This is a genomic window from Pseudomonas sp. B21-036 (assembly GCF_024748925.1).
In the GTDB taxonomy this organism is placed as follows: domain Bacteria; phylum Pseudomonadota; class Gammaproteobacteria; order Pseudomonadales; family Pseudomonadaceae; genus Aquipseudomonas; species Aquipseudomonas palmensis.
The window spans coordinates 1,632,938-1,647,500 of sequence record NZ_CP087178.1 but is presented as its reverse complement, the minus strand read 5'-3'; the positions used below and the strand labels follow the sequence as shown (position 1 = coordinate 1,647,500).

At 61.2% G+C, this 14,563-nt stretch carries 12 protein-coding genes, 5 tRNA genes and 1 riboswitch; of the genes, 2 read left to right on the top strand and 15 right to left on the bottom strand.

Features of this window, described 5'->3' with window-relative positions; genetic code table 11:
• Nucleotides 1–3: 3 nt before the first annotated feature.
• Both LOY33_RS07470 and phnN read right to left on the bottom strand, forming a co-directional pair.
• Nucleotides 4–80: transfer RNA gene (locus LOY33_RS07470), tRNA-Arg, on the bottom strand.
• Between the two features lie 109 nt (nt 81–189).
• Complete coding sequence (gene phnN, locus LOY33_RS07465) at nt 190–780, bottom strand: phosphonate metabolism protein/1,5-bisphosphokinase (PRPP-forming) PhnN (RefSeq protein WP_058540771.1); 591 nt, start codon at nt 778–780, stop codon at nt 190–192.
• A gap of 344 nt (nt 781–1,124) precedes the next feature.
• On the opposite strand from phnN, the gene LOY33_RS07460 reads away from it, so the two are divergent.
• On the top strand, nt 1,125–1,451 hold the full coding sequence (locus LOY33_RS07460) for an Arc family DNA-binding protein (protein ID WP_003254499.1): 327 nt from the start codon (nt 1,125–1,127) through the stop codon (nt 1,449–1,451).
• Between the two features lie 56 nt (nt 1,452–1,507).
• On the opposite strand, the gene mgtE is transcribed toward LOY33_RS07460, so the two are convergent.
• The 8 genes from mgtE to alaS all read right to left on the bottom strand — a co-directional run bounded on the left by mgtE (nt 1,508) and on the right by alaS (nt 8,305).
• Nucleotides 1,508–2,950, bottom strand: coding sequence for a magnesium transporter (gene mgtE / locus LOY33_RS07455; RefSeq protein ID WP_043860297.1), 1,443 nt, complete (start codon nt 2,948–2,950; stop codon nt 1,508–1,510).
• 383 nt (nt 2,951–3,333) lie between these two features.
• Nucleotides 3,334–3,410 (bottom strand) — tRNA-Arg (locus LOY33_RS07450).
• 77 nt (nt 3,411–3,487) lie between these two features.
• Nucleotides 3,488–3,564 (bottom strand) — tRNA-Arg (locus LOY33_RS07445).
• Between the two features lie 77 nt (nt 3,565–3,641).
• Nucleotides 3,642–3,718, bottom strand: a tRNA-Arg gene (locus LOY33_RS07440).
• Between the two features lie 108 nt (nt 3,719–3,826).
• Nucleotides 3,827–3,917: transfer RNA gene (locus LOY33_RS07435), tRNA-Ser, on the bottom strand.
• 72 nt (nt 3,918–3,989) lie between these two features.
• Nucleotides 3,990–4,178 (bottom strand): carbon storage regulator CsrA, encoded by a 189-nt coding sequence (gene csrA, locus LOY33_RS07430; protein ID WP_010226667.1) that lies wholly within the window; start codon nt 4,176–4,178, stop codon nt 3,990–3,992.
• 183 nt (nt 4,179–4,361) lie between these two features.
• Nucleotides 4,362–5,597 (bottom strand): aspartate kinase, encoded by a 1,236-nt coding sequence (locus LOY33_RS07425; RefSeq protein WP_043860296.1) that lies wholly within the window; start codon nt 5,595–5,597, stop codon nt 4,362–4,364.
• Nucleotides 5,598–5,686: 89 nt separating this feature from the next.
• Nucleotides 5,687–8,305, bottom strand: a complete 2,619-nt coding sequence (alaS, locus tag LOY33_RS07420) for an alanine--tRNA ligase (protein WP_043860295.1) — start codon at nt 8,303–8,305, stop codon at nt 5,687–5,689.
• A 213-nt stretch (nt 8,306–8,518) separates the two neighbouring features.
• Nucleotides 8,519–8,670, top strand: a riboswitch (FMN riboswitch).
• A 93-nt stretch (nt 8,671–8,763) separates the two neighbouring features.
• On the opposite strand from alaS, the gene LOY33_RS07415 reads away from it, so the two are divergent.
• Complete coding sequence (locus LOY33_RS07415) at nt 8,764–9,270, top strand: 6,7-dimethyl-8-ribityllumazine synthase (RefSeq protein ID WP_043860294.1); 507 nt, start codon at nt 8,764–8,766, stop codon at nt 9,268–9,270.
• An 89-nt stretch (nt 9,271–9,359) separates the two neighbouring features.
• Here the strand turns inward: LOY33_RS07415 and astE are convergent, their stop codons facing one another.
• Genes astE through astA form a run of 5 tightly spaced genes read right to left on the bottom strand, consistent with a single transcriptional unit; the run spans nt 9,360 to nt 14,554 of the window.
• Entirely contained in the window at nt 9,360–10,370 is a 1,011-nt protein-coding gene (gene astE, locus LOY33_RS07410) for a succinylglutamate desuccinylase (RefSeq protein ID WP_058540770.1), read from the bottom strand.
• A gap of 12 nt (nt 10,371–10,382) precedes the next feature.
• Entirely contained in the window at nt 10,383–10,673 is a 291-nt protein-coding gene (locus tag LOY33_RS07405; protein WP_043860292.1) for a hypothetical protein, read from the bottom strand.
• Between the two features lie 14 nt (nt 10,674–10,687).
• A complete protein-coding gene (astB, locus tag LOY33_RS07400) occupies nt 10,688–12,037 on the bottom strand; it encodes an N-succinylarginine dihydrolase (protein ID WP_213607201.1) in 1,350 nt (449 codons plus the stop codon).
• A 25-nt stretch (nt 12,038–12,062) separates the two neighbouring features.
• Nucleotides 12,063–13,529, bottom strand: coding sequence for a succinylglutamate-semialdehyde dehydrogenase (astD, locus tag LOY33_RS07395; RefSeq protein ID WP_173925083.1), 1,467 nt, complete (start codon nt 13,527–13,529; stop codon nt 12,063–12,065).
• Entirely contained in the window at nt 13,526–14,554 is a 1,029-nt protein-coding gene (gene astA / locus LOY33_RS07390) for an arginine N-succinyltransferase (protein WP_043860289.1), read from the bottom strand. Before astA ends, astD begins: the two co-directional genes overlap by 4 nt.
• Between the last annotated feature and the right edge of the window lie 9 nt (nt 14,555–14,563).

Here is a 14,563-nt window from a genome sequence, read left to right as displayed (position 1 = left end):
GGATGGTGTCCCAGGCAGGGTTCGAACCTGCAACCTTCCCCTTAGGAGGGGGATGCTCTATCCAATTGAGCTACTGAGACATGCGTCTGGCGTACATGGCCCGCCATACGGAACGGCGAGCATGTTACCCAGCGAGCCAGGATTTGTCATGTCGTCTCTGCGCTTTTTACCAGTAGGTGGTTTCCAGCCTCAGGCACGTACGCCTGCCTCCTGCAAAACCATCAGCAGGCGGCGCACTGCATCGTCAAGACTGGTCGAGTTGTCCACCCGCCGGACCCGATCATCAACCTGTGTCATGGACTGCTGGTTGCGCGCCATTCGCTGCTCGATCTCGTGCTGCCCCTCCCTGCCCCGTTGAAGCAATCGCCCGCGCAATACCTGCGGATTCACACAAAGCAATATGGGCAACAGGTCCGGGTACTTCGCCTGCGCCACCGGCAGGTGCGCGCGCGACCCGTTGACCATCACGTGCCAGCCTTCGGCAAGCCACGCATCTATATAAGCAGGAACCCCATAAGCCAACCCATTGGCGCGCCACTGCAGGGCAAATTCGCCACGGTCAGCCATCTGCTCGAACTGCTGGACCGATACGGCGACTGCGTCTTCCCCCACCGCCTCGGCGGAGCGAGTGATGACACGCTTAGGAATGCGCACCTGGCTTGCCAGCAAAAGCTCACGCGCCGCATCCAGAAGACTGTCCTTGCCGGCACCGGACGGCCCCATCAAATAGATCACCCTGCCCGCCCCCGCCAAGGGAACGTCGCTTGCGTCATACTGCATAGCCACTATGCTCAGAGAAAGGAAAGCTCGCGCATTTTAGGCGCATTGCACGGTCTTTGCGCCTTTGCCGGTGATGAAAAGTCGAGCCGCCGAGGTGGCCAGGCCGAGCGCCAAATGAAAACTTTTCAAACCAGTGCGCATTTCTGATAATTGGTACTGGCATAACGCCTTTACCCAGTTCAATATTTGTCACAGAATTGACGCCAAGGAACTGGCGACACTGAGGCATGATGAAGACCTCATTCGTACTCCAGGTTGAACATTTTGTCTTAACGATGGTCGTAACACTCATCGTGCGGCCGATTTCGAGAACCGCTTCCCCCTGAACTAAACCGGTCAATTATATGCGCCCAATGAAACAGGCTATCTACTCAAGCCGCACCGCTGACAAATTTGTCGTCCGCCTGCCAGACGGAATGCGTGAGCGCATTGCCGAGGTTGCGCGTAACCACCACCGCAGCATGAACTCCGAGATCATTGCACGCCTGGAGCAGAGCCTTATTCAGGAAGGTGCACTGGGCGACGAGCTGAGCATGCGCCTGGACAGCCCAGAGCTGTCACTGCACGAACGTGAACTGCTGCAACGCTTCCGCCAGCTGTCCCATCGCCAGCAAAATGCTCTGGTCGCACTGATCGCCCATGACGTCGAGATGGCCGCAGACGCTTCCTGATTCCACCCACGCACAAAAAAGCCAGCTTTCGCTGGCTTTTTTTATGCCTTGCCTTTTTACAGCAAGAAGATCGTAGCAAGGCCCAGGAAGATGAAGAACCCGCCACTGTCGGTCATGGCAGTGATCATCACACTTGCGCCCATCGCAGGATCGCGACCCATTCGAGCAAGCGTCATCGGGATAAGAACGCCCATCAGGGCCGCCAACAGCAGGTTCAGGGTCATCGCCGCAGTCATCACTACCCCCAGCGACCAGCTGCCATAGAGCAGGTAGGCCACAACGCCGATCACGCCCCCCCACACCAGGCCATTGATCAAGGCCACCGCAAGCTCCTTGCGCATCAATCGCGCAGTATTGCCCGGGCTGACCTGATCGAGCGCCATGGCACGTACGATCATGGTAATGGTCTGGTTGCCGGAGTTGCCCCCGATACCGGCCACGATGGGCATCAGTGCAGCCAACGCCACCAGCTTCTCGATCGACCCCTCGAACAGGCCGATCACTCGCGAAGCGACAAAGGCCGTGATCAGGTTGATTGCCAGCCATGCCCAACGGTTGCGAAGCGAACGCCAGACCGAGGCGAAGATGTCTTCCTCCTCACGCAGACCCGCCATGTTGAGGACTTCGTTCTCGCTTTCCTCACGGATCAGGTCGACCATTTCGTCGATGGTCAAACGGCCGATCAGGCGATCGCTCTTGTCCACCACCGGTGCCGAAATCAGGTCATAGCGCTCAAAGGCCTGTGCCGCATCGTAGGCGTCTTCATCGGGATGAAAACTCACCGGGTCACTGGCCATGACCTCGGCAACCTGCTTGTCGGGGTCGTTCACCAGCAGCCGCTTGATGGGCAGCACACCCTTGAGCTTGCCGTCGTAATCGACCACGAACAGTTTGTCGGTATGGCTTGGCAGTTCCTTGAGCCGGCGCAGGTAACGCAACACCACCTCAAGGCTGACGTCCTCGCGGATGGTCACCATCTCGAAGTCCATCAAGGCACCGACCTGGTCCTCGTCATAGCTCAACGCGGAGCGTACGCGCTCACGCTGCTGGGCATCGAGGGTTTCCATCAGCTCATGCACGACGTCGCGCGGCAGCTCCGGCGCAAGGTCGGCCAGCTCGTCGGCGTCCATCTCCTTGGCAGCGGCAAGCAGCTCGTGATCGTCCATGTCGGCGATCAGGGTTTCCCGAACCGAATCGGATACCTCGAGCAGGATGTCACCATCACGCTCGGCCTTGACCAGTTGCCAGACCGTCAGACGATCATCCAGCGGCAGGGCTTCGAGAATGTAGGCAACGTCAGCGGAGTGCAGATCATCGAGCTTGCGTTGCAGCTCGACCAGATTCTGGCGGTGTACGAGATTTTCGACCCGATCGTTATGGTGCCCTTCCTGACGATGTGTCAGGTCTTCGACCACTCGTTGGCGCTGCAGCAATTCGACCACCTGGGCCAGGCGATCCTGCAGGCTTTCTTGCGATTTTTTTACTTCACTTTCGGTCATACGCGTACTCCACTCCCAGCAGCGGAGCACGCCAGGAGAATCAATCAGTCAGATCGTGATTGGCAAAACAAGCTATTGAGTAACTACTGGGTAAGTCCATGGTGGTATTCCACAAGCCCCGGCGGAGCTGACGGGCGCAATCATACACGGCTTGGGCTGCTCGGGCTGAAAATATTGGCCAGAACAATCGCTTGCGAGATAAAGCTGTGACAACGTACAGCTCTGACAGTGCGACGGCTGGCACACCCCAAAGAACACATTGAAGACGCAAAAGTTAGCAGAGGCCGGTAAACGCATCGATGACAGTTTATTCATCGCGCCTTACGGGAAAGTGAAAAGCCGAAAAGCAGAAGGCCCGCTCAAAAAGCGGGCCTTCTGTTGTATGGTGCACTCGACAGGATTCGAACCTGTGACCGCTCGGTTCGTAGCCGAGTACTCTATCCAGCTGAGCTACGAGTGCAGGGTTGGCGCTTGATAGACCAGATCACCTCTGGTTGAAGCTGAAACAACTTCCAGACTGGAAACTGCTTCGTCGTATGGTGCACTCGACAGGATTCGAACCTGTGACCGCTCGGTTCGTAGCCGAGTACTCTATCCAGCTGAGCTACGAGTGCAGGGTTGGTACTTGATGGACCAGATCACCTCTGGTTGAAACTGAGGCAACTTCCAGACTGGAAACTACTTCGTCGTATGGTGCACTCGACAGGATTCGAACCTGTGACCGCTCGGTTCGTAGCCGAGTACTCTATCCAGCTGAGCTACGAGTGCATTTGTTGCCGCGCATTATAGACCGCTTAATCGATTTGCCAACCACTTTTTCGTTTAATTTCAACTACTTAGCGATTCAAGCAAGATTACAGCGCCCTACATGAATAATGGCGGAGAAGGGGGGATTCGAACCCCCGATACCCTTGTGAGGTATACTCCCTTAGCAGGGGAGCGCCTTCGGCCACTCGGCCACCTCTCCGCAACACGGGGCGTATAATAACCAGAGCCTTCCCCGTTTGCAAACCCTTTTTTGAAAAAATATCGATAAAAATTAATGGGTTGGTTCTTCGTCCTTCTCTTTCTTGATCCGCAGGTAGATTTCCTCACGGTGCACGGCCACTTCCTTGGGCGCGTTCACCCCAATCCGTACCTGGTTTCCTTTGACGCCGAGCACGGTCACGGTGATTTCGCCGTCGCCAATTATCAGGCTCTCTGCGCACCGACGAGTCAGAATCAACATACCTTTCTCCTCACGCAATTCAGTTCAGGGATAACAGTCTGCAAAAAAAGGGCTTCAACCCGCCGCCAGAACAGCGGCGGACCTACGCCTGAACGTTGACCGACACCCGACAACCCACAGGTTTCTTGTGCCGTTCAAAAACACGAAGGGCGCGGCCAGGCCGCGCCCCAGTGAGCACAACGCTTACTCGCCCTGACGGGAAGGCGCGTCGAGTTCGAAAGCGGTGTGCAAGGCACGCACAGCCAGTTCCAGGTACTTCTCTTCGATAACCACCGACACCTTGATTTCCGAAGTGGAGATCATCTGGATGTTGATGCTCTCCTTGGCCAGCGATTCGAACATGCGGCTGGCAACGCCCGCATGCGAGCGCATGCCCACACCCACGATCGATACCTTGGCGATCTTGGTATCACCCACCACTTCGCGGGCATTGAGCTTCAGGGCGGTTTCACCCAGTACCTTCTGCGCCTTTTCGTAATCGTTGCGGTGTACGGTGAAGGTGAAGTCGGTAGTGTTATCGTGCGAAACGTTCTGCACGATCATGTCGACTTCGATATTGGCTGCACTGATGGGGCCCAGAATCCCGAATGCCACGCCCGGGGTATCCGGCACACCGCGAATGGTCAGCTTGGCTTCATCGCGATTGAAGGCGATGCCGGAAATGATCGGCTGTTCCATGGATTCCTCTTCATCAATAGTAATGAGGGTACCCGGACCCTCCTGAAAACTGTGCAGTACACGCAGCGGTACGTTGTACTTGCCGGCAAACTCCACGGCCCGAATCTGCAGCACCTTGGACCCGAGGCTGGCCATTTCCAGCATCTCTTCGAAAGTGATCTTGTCCAGCCGCTGCGCCTGGGACACCACGCGCGGGTCGGTGGTATAGACACCATCGACGTCGGTGTAGATCTGGCACTCGTCAGCCTTCAATGCAGCCGCCAAGGCCACGCCGGTGGTATCGGAACCGCCACGCCCCAGCGTGGTGATGCTGCCGTGCTCGTCAACGCCCTGGAAACCGGCTACCACGACCACGCGACCTGCCTTGAGGTCGGCACGAATCTTCTGATCATCGATCTGCAGGATGCGCGCCTTGTTGTGCGCACTGTCGGTGAGAATACGCACCTGGTTGCCGGTGTAGGACACCGCAGGCACACCCCGCTTGATCAGCGCCATGGCCAGCAACGCGATGGTCACCTGCTCGCCGGTGGACACGATCACGTCCAGCTCGCGCGGAACCGGCTGATCGCTGATTTGCCTCGCCAGCTCGATCAGACGATTGGTTTCCCCGCTCATTGCCGACAGCACGACCACCAGGTCGTCGCCAGCCTCGCGGAACTTCTTCACCTTGTCGGCAACCTGTTCGATGCGCTCGACCGTGCCCACCGAGGTGCCGCCAAATTTCTGTACGATCAACGCCATTTCAAAGCCGCCTCAGCCCGTGAAGGGCACCCAATAAACACAATTACCAACGCCAGGGCCCGCCATCGGATGGCGGGCCACCGGGCGCTTCAGACACCCTGTTCTACGAATGGCACGGTCAGAGCCAGTGCACCGTCCAGCGCTGCGGCATCCACGCCACCGCCTTGCGCCATGTCCGGACGACCACCGCCTTTGCCGCCCACCGCTGCAGCGGCTTGCTTCATCAGATCACCGGCTTTGAGTTGGCCGGTCAGGTCCTTGGTCACGCCTGCAACCAGTACGACCTTTTCTTCGTGGACACTGCCGAGCAGGATCACTGCGCGGCCGAGTTTGTTCTTCAACTGGTCGACCAGGGCCAGCAAGGCTTTGCCGTCCTGCCCGTCCAGACGCGCGGCCAGCACTTTGACGCCCTTGACGTCGACTGCGCTGGCAGACAGGTCATCGCCGGCAGCACTGGCGGCCTTGGCCTGCAGTTGCTCCAGTTGTTTTTCCAGCTGACGGTTGCGCTCGAGCACCGCCGACAGCTTGTCGACCAGGTTCTCGCGGCTGCCCTTGACCAGCTGGGCAGCTTCCTTGAGCTGCTCTTCGGCAGCGTTCAGGTAGGCCAGTGCGGCGGCGCCAGTGACCGCTTCGATACGACGCACCCCGGAGGCCACACCGCCTTCGCTGATGATCTTGAGCAGACCGATATCGCCGGTGCGCTTGGCATGGATGCCGCCGCACAGCTCGACGGAGAAATCACCGCCCATGCTCAGCACGCGCACGCTGTCGCCATACTTCTCGCCGAACAGCGCCATGGCGCCCTTCTGCTTGGCAGTCTCGATGTCGGTCTCTTCGGTCATGACCTCGGTGTTGTTGCGCACTTCGCGGTTGACGATGTCTTCCAGCGCCTTGAGCTGCTCTGGCTTGACCGCCTCGAAATGGCTGAAGTCAAAACGCAGGCGCTGGCTGTCGACCAGCGAGCCTTTCTGTTGTACGTGCTCGCCCAGCACCTGACGCAATGCCGCGTGCAGCAGGTGGGTGGCCGAGTGATTGAGCGAGGTGGCATGACGAACCTGCGCATCGACCCGGGTTTCAACCTGGGCACCGACGCTCAGCTTGCCGCTGGCAACCACACCGTGGTGCAGGAAGGCACCGCCGGTCTTGGTGGTGTCACGGACATCGAAGCGGACGGCACCGGCCTGCAGGTACCCGCAGTCACCCACCTGGCCGCCGGACTCGGCGTAGAACGGCGTGCGGTCGAGGATCACCACACCCTCCTCGCCTTCACCCAGCTGCTCGACGGCCTTGCCGTCCTTGTACAGTGCAACGACGCTGGCAGCGCCTTCGGTGGTGGCATAACCGGTGAATTCGGTGGCTACATCGACCTTGACCAGGGTGTTGTAGTCCAGGCCGAAGGCGCTGGCCGAACGCGCGCGCTCACGCTGCGCCTCCATCTCGCGCTCGAAACCGACTTCGTCGATGGTCAGGCTGCGCTCACGGGCGATGTCGGCCGTCAGGTCCATCGGGAAACCGTAGGTGTCATACAGCTTGAACACCACGTCACCGGGCACCACGCTGCCCTTGAGTTCGGCCAGGTCCTGCTCGAGGATCTTCAGGCCCTGCTCCAGGGTCTTGGCAAACTGCTCTTCCTCGGCCTTGAGCACGCGCTCGATGTTGGCCTGCTGCTGCTTGAGTTCCGGGAACGCCTCGCCCATCTCGGCAACCAGCGCCGCAACGATCTTGTAGAAGAAGCTGCCGGTGGCACCGAGCTTGTTGCCGTGACGGCAGGCGCGACGAATGATGCGACGCAGCACGTAGCCACGGCCTTCGTTGGAAGGCAGCACGCCATCAGCAATCAGGAAGCTGCACGAACGAATGTGGTCCGACACTACCTTGAGCGACGACTGGTCTTCGTTGCTGCAGCCGATGGCGGCAGCCGACGCGCTCAGCAGGTTCTTGAACAGGTCGATTTCATAGTTCGAATGCACATGCTGCATCACCGCACTGATGCGCTCCAGGCCCATGCCGGTGTCCACCGACGGTGCAGGCAGCGGGTGCAGCACGCCGTCGGCAGTGCGGTTGAACTGCATGAAGACGTTGTTCCAGATCTCGATGTAACGGTCACCGTCTTCTTCCGGCGAGCCTGGCGGGCCACCCCAGATGTCGGCGCCGTGGTCATAGAAGATCTCGGTGCAGGGGCCGCACGGGCCGGTATCGCCCATGGTCCAGAAGTTGTCCGAGGCGTAGGGCGCGCCCTTGTTGTCGCCAATGCGCACCATGCGCTCGGCCGGCACACCGATGTGCTGGGTCCAGATGTCGTAGGCCTCGTCATCGGTGGCATACACGGTGACCCAGAGCTTTTCCTTGGGCAGTTGCAGCACGCCGGTGAGGAAGGTCCAGGCGTAGGTGATGGCGTCACGCTTGAAATAGTCGCCGAAACTGAAGTTGCCCAGCATTTCGAAGAACGTATGGTGACGCGCGGTATACCCGACGTTTTCCAGGTCGCTGTTCTTGCCGCCGGCGCGCACGCACTTCTGGCTGCTGGTGGCGCGGGTGTACGCGCGCTTTTCCTGGCCAAGGAAGCAGTCCTTGAACTGGTTCATCCCCGCGTTGGTGAACAGCAGGGTCGGGTCGTTGCCCGGGATCAAGGAGCTGGAGGCAACTCGGGTATGGCCCTGCTCTTCGAAGAAGCGAAGGAAGGCTTCACGGATTTCTGCGCTTTTCATAGGTTCTTCCACGGAAACGGCGGCCTGCGTCAAATTGACGAAACGACGGCAAAGGGCCGCATTATATCGAGCCTTAACACGAGGTGCAGTGAGTTTATACATCGCCAACCGCCATTTGAGGATGAAATGACCTTCATCCGGCGCGGTTTGCTTAGCAGGCTATACGTTCTGCCGACATCTATGCTACAACGTGTGCGTCGCCAGCCACTGGCGGCACGTTCTCAGGGCGGGGTGCAATTCCCCACCGGCGGTAATTGCGCCCATTGCGCATAGCCCGCGAGCGCTTGCAGGCAACCCTGCAAGGTCAGCAGACCCGGTGTGATTCCGGGGCCGACGGTCATAGTCCGGATAAAGAGAGAGCGGGATAGGCACGCGAGTGCCTGCGTCTGCACATCTGCGCAACGACAATCCCCTTCGATCCACTGCCCTGTTTCTCATACAAACAGGAGTTCGTTTCAATGCAAGCTACCCCAATCGACAGCAAAGGCCATCACAACGATCGCATCGCCTTCGTCCAGGCCTGCTGGCACAAGGATATTGTTGACCAGAGCCGCAAGGGTTTCGTCGAAGAGATGGCCAAGCAAGGCTATCAGCTGAGCGATATCGACTTCTATGAAGTCGGCGGTGCCTTCGAAATCCCGCTGCACGCCAAGCTGCTGGCCCGCAGCGGCCGTTACGCCGGCATCGTGGCTGCAGGCCTGGTGGTGGACGGCGGCCTGTACCGCCATGAATTCGTCGCCCAGTCGGTGATCAGCGGCCTGATGCAGGTGCAGCTGGAAACCGAAGTGCCGGTGTTCTCGGTGGTACTGACCCCGCATCACTTCCATGCCGGCGACGAGCACCAGAAGTTCTTCTTCGATCACTTCGTGCACAAGGGCGCCGAAGCGGCAGTGACCTGCGCCGACACCCTGCTCAAGCTGCGCTCGCTGCGCCGCAATGAAGTACCGCAGAAGATGGCGGGCTGATTGCACTGCCCCTTTCGCCGGCAGGGCCGGCTGCTACGGGATGCGCGACACCTGTAGCAGCCGGCCTTGCCGGCGAAGGTGTTTCATCTTCAGACCAACTGCTCATCCGACGCAGGCACGATCAGCATCCCCGCACGCAGCCCGTTCTTCACCTTGGGGTTCGGGAAAATGATCCGCGCGCCCTCCTCCTCGACAACCCAGCGCGTCTCGGCCAGGTCCTCGGCCAGCAGATACCCTCTGGAAAGCTCGGAAAAGTTCTCGATATCCGCCGGCAGGTGCAGGTGGAAGCTGTCGCTGTGCTTGATGATCTCGCGCGCGACGCTGAACAGTTGCAGCCCGCCGATCCCTTCATCTTCAGCCGGCTCGTTACCCTCGATGATCGCCCTGAGCCGCGCTTCGAGCTTGCCGAGCTTGATCTCGCCGTTCTGGCCGAACGGCCGCGCCTTGCCCAGCTCGAGGGTGAACGCTTCGGCCCCCAGGGTTTCGTAGGTGAATGCGGTAAAGGTGATCGAAGGCTTGCTCTGCAGCAGCACAGCCTGCATGCCGGCGGCGCGCAAGCGAGCCAGTTCCCGACGCGAGTGCTGACGGCCTTCCTTGTAGGGATACAGCGCAAACTGCTCGATCTTGGAGCCGCGAATGGCGGTGTGCAGGTCATAGTGCAGGCGGGTACGGCCCTCTTTATAGAAAAAAAAGGCCGTTGCCAGACGCTCCAGCGCACAGGCACGCAATGCCTCGACACCACTGGACTGCTCATGACGCCGGTTGAACAGACGGTTGACGTCGTGCTCGATATACCGCGCGCCCGTGCGCATCGCCTCGGGGTTGCCGAACAGGAACAGCACACGCGCCCGCGGCTTGATCTCCCCCCTGGCAATGCCATGCAGGAGTTCGTCGAGCAACTCGATCGGTGCAGTCTCGTTGCCATGAATGCCCGCAGACAGCAGCAGGTCCATGCCATCGTCACGCCCCTCGGGCGGGGTCACTTCAAGCGCCCCCTCGTCGAGCCAGCGCATGCGCACGCCTTCGACAGTCAGCTGGGTCTTCTCTGCCGGTTCACGACCGGCAAGGGTCAGTTCAAGCAGTTTGCCGAGGGCGAGCATGGGCGGTGTTCCTTAGTGGTGATGCCCGCAATCGGGGCCATGGACGTGGTCGTCATCTTCGCCAGCATCGGCCGGCTCCATTTCCAGCTGCAGGCTCACCAGGTTGGTGGCCAGCGGGCGCAGCAGCAGGTTGGCATACTCGGCGTCGCCTTCTTCAACATCGACACCGATCAGCAGCTGGCCGCGGCCATCCTGCTGAATCCACACTTCCTTGCCTTGCCACAGCACGGCAAAACGGGTGCAGGAAGTTTCCAGCTGGGTGCCATCTTCATCTTCGAGGATCAGCTGCAGGGCGTCGGACATAATCGAGTTCTCTTTCAAGGTTGGAGTTGGAACGGATACACCGAACCCAGCTTGAGGATCTGGGTCAGCTCATCCAGTGCCGTGCGACATTCCAGCAACAGCTGCGGGTCAGCCAGGTCGCGTTCGCTCAGGCTGTCGCGGTAGTGCCTGTCGACCCATTGGGTCAGGGTGTCGTACAGCGGCGCGGTCATGATAACCCCTGGGTTGACGGCCGCCAGTTCCGTGTCGTTGAGCGCCACGCGCAAACGCAGGCACGCGGGGCCGCCGCCATTCTGCATGCTCTGCTTGAGGTCGAAGACCTTGACCTCGGTCACCGGCCCGCCCTGGCCGGTCAAGGCCGACAGATAGGCCCAGACCCGCTCGTTGTTGCGGCATTCCTCCGGCACGATCAGCAGCATCGAACCGTCTTCACGGGACAGCAACTGACTGTTGAACAGATACGAACGCACGGCGTCCTCGACCGTCACCTGGGCCCGCGGCACGCAGATGGCCTTGAACTTGCCGCCACATCCTGCCAGTTTAGCCTGCAGCTCGGCCAGCACCGCTTCGGTGTCGAGGAAGGCATCCTCGTGATAGAACAGCACCTCGCCGTTGCCTACCGCGATCACATCGTTGTGAAACACGCCCTGGTCGATCACGGCAGGGTTCTGCTGAGCATAGACCACGCCGTCGGCACTCAGGCCATGCAGCCGGGCAACCGCCTGGGAAGCCTCCAGGGTCTGGCGGGCCGGGTATTTGTGCGGCGCCGGGTAGCGCGCATCGAATGCACTGCGCCCGAACACGAAGAACTCCACGCCCGGTTCGCCATAGGCACGGCAGAAGCGCGTGTGGTTGGCAGCACCTTCGTCACCGAACTGCGCCACCGCCGGCAACGCGGCATGGTGGGCAAAGTGCTGCGTATTGGCGAACATCGCGCCCAGCACACGACTGGTGGTCGGGTGCTCGATACTGCGGTGGTACTTGCAGTTCAGGTTGGCCGCCGTGAAATGCACGCGTCCGTCGGCCGTATCGGCGCTCGGACTGACCGTGGCGGCGTTGGCCACCCACATGCTGGACGCCGAGCAACTGGCGACCAGCAACGGCATTGCCTCCCTGGCCGCCCGCTCGATGACCTGCGCATCGCTGCCGCCAAAGCCCAGGCGACGCAGCGCAGCCACATCCGGACGCTCCTGCGGGGCCAGTACGCCCTGCACAAAGCCCATCTCCATCAGCGCCTTCATCTTCGCCAGGCCCTGGCGCGCCGCTTCACGCGGGTTGGATGCCTGCTGGCTGTTGCTCTGCGAAGCAACGTTGCCGTAGGACAGCCCGCCGTAGTTGTGCGTCGGCCCCACCAGGCCATCAAAATTCACTTCAAATGATTTCATCGGCTAAGGCTCCGTGAAGCTGTTGTTATAGGGTGACGCCGGGCGTCAGCGTGGCGGGCAGCACAAGGCTGGATGCCTCCAGCGACGCCACCGGGTAGGCGCAGTAGTCGGCCGCGTAATAGGCGCTCGCCCGATGGTTGCCACTGGCCCCGACACCACCGAACGGTGCGCTGCTGGCGGCACCGGTCAGTTGCTTGTTCCAGTTGACGATACCGGCGCGGCTTTCCAGCCAGAACTGCTGGTAGCGCGCCTCGGAATCGGACAACAGCCCTGCGGCCAGGCCGTACTGGGTGTTGTTAGCTTCGCGGATCGCGGCATCGAAATCGCTGTAGCGGATAACCTGCAGCAGCGGCCCGAAGAACTCCTCGTCCGGGCGCTCGGCCACCGAGGTCACGTCGATGATGCCCGGGGTCAGCAACGCCGCATCGGCCTGTGGCTGGGTCATCGGCAGCAGCGACTGTGCGCCGCTGGCCAGCAACTGGGCCTGGGCATCGAGCAGCGCGCGGGCTGCCCCCAGGGAGATCACCGAGCCCATGAACGGCGCCGGCTGTTGATCGAACGCGCCCACCGAAATGTTCCGGCTGACGGCCACCAGCCGCGCCAGCAGGGTGTCGCCCCATTCGCCTTGGGGTACCAGCAGGCGGCGTGCACAGGTGCAGCGCTGGCCGGCGGAAATGAAGGCCGACTGGATGATGGTGTATACCGCAGCGTCCAGGTCCTGCACCTGATCGACCACCAGGGGGTTGTTGCCCCCCATCTCCAGGGCCAGGATCTTGTCCGGGCGCCCCGAAAACTGCTGGTGCAGCAGGTTGCCGGTGCGGCTGGAGCCGGTGAAGAACAGGCCGTCGATGCCGGGGTTGGCCGCCAGGGCCACCCCGGTTTCCCGCGCCCCCTGCACCAGGTTGAGCACGCCAGCCGGCAGCCCGGCCTCGATCCAGCACCTGAGCGTCAGCTCGGCCACTTTCGGCGTGAGCTCGCTGGGCTTGAACACCACGCTGTTACCGGCCAGCAGCGCCGGCACGATATGCCCGTTGGGCAGGTGGCCCGGGAAGTTGTACGGGCCGAACACCGCCACCACACCGTGGGGCTTGTGCCGCAGTACCGCCGTGGCGTCAGCCAGCGGGCCGCTCTTCTCGCCGGTACGTTCGCGGTAGCTCTGCACCGAAATGGCCACTTTATTGACCATGCTGGTCACTTCGGTGGTGGCCTCCCACAGCGGCTTGCCGGTTTCTTCGCCGATGCAGCGGGCCAGTTCATCGGCGTGGGCCTTGAGGCTCGCGGCAAAGGCTTCGAGCACGCTGATACGCGCCTCCAGCGGTTGGCGAGCCCAGCCAGCAAAGGCTTGACGCGCAGCCTGTACTGCGGCCTCGACCTGCCCCGCGTCGGCGCCCTGGCCCTGCCAGATCACCTGCTGGCTGACCGGGTTCAGCGACTGCAGGGCCTCGCCCTGGCCGGCCTGCCATGTACCGGCAATGTAGTGCGTGGTCATTATTTGGCCTCCCGTGCTGCGGACAGTGGCACCGCACGTACCTGGTCACCGGCGCTCAGGCGCAGGCGCTTGGCCGTCAGCGGGTCGACCACTAGGGTGCCCGCAGCCAAGCGCGCGGGCGCTGCGGTGATACGGCAGTCCTCGCGCTTGCGGTTGTGGATGATGAAAGGCGTGGCATCGTCGCCCGGCGTGCCGATCGCCAGCACCAGGGCCTGGCTGTCGTGCACCGCGCGAATCTTGCTGGTCTGGCACTCGACCGCCGGGCCCGCGTCGAAGATGTCGACGTAGCCCTGATAGCTGAAGCCTTCGCTCTGCAGCATGGCCAGCGCCGGTTCGGTATCGGTGTGCACGCGCCCGATCACATTGCGCGCCGCCTCGGACAGAAAGCAGGTGTACAGCGGGAACTTGGGCATCAGCTCGGCGATGAACGCCTTGTTGCCGACCCCGGTCAGGTAGTCGGCCTGGCTGAACTCCATCTTGAAGAAGTGTCGGCCCAGGCTCTCCCAGAAGGGCGAACGGCCCTGCTCGTCGGACATGCCGCGCATTTCGGCAATGATCTTGTTGCCGAACAGTTCGCTGAATTCGGCAATGAACAGCAGGCGAGCCTTGGCCAGCAGACGACCATTGAGGCCACTGCGGTAGTCGCTGCGCAGAAACAGGGAGCACAACTCGGAGTTGCCGGTCAGGTCGTTGGCCAGAAACAGCGTGGGGATCTCGCGGTAGATGTCCAGTTCCTGGGACGCGCTGACGGTCAGGCCCACCCGGTAGTTGTACCAGGGTTCACGCAGCCCAACGGCACCGGCGATGGCCGAAATGCCCACCACTTCGCCTTCGTCGTTCTCGAGCACGAACAGGTAGTCGGCATCGCCACGCTCGGCTTCGCCGCGGAAGGTCTTCTCGGCCCAGCCCACCCGGTGGGCCAGGCGCTCTTCGTTGGCCGGCAGAGTGGTCAGGCCGGTGGTGCCGGTGCTGCGCGCCAGCTCGATCAGCGCCGGTAGGTCGCTGCTGCGTACGGGACGAACAATCATGCTATCTCC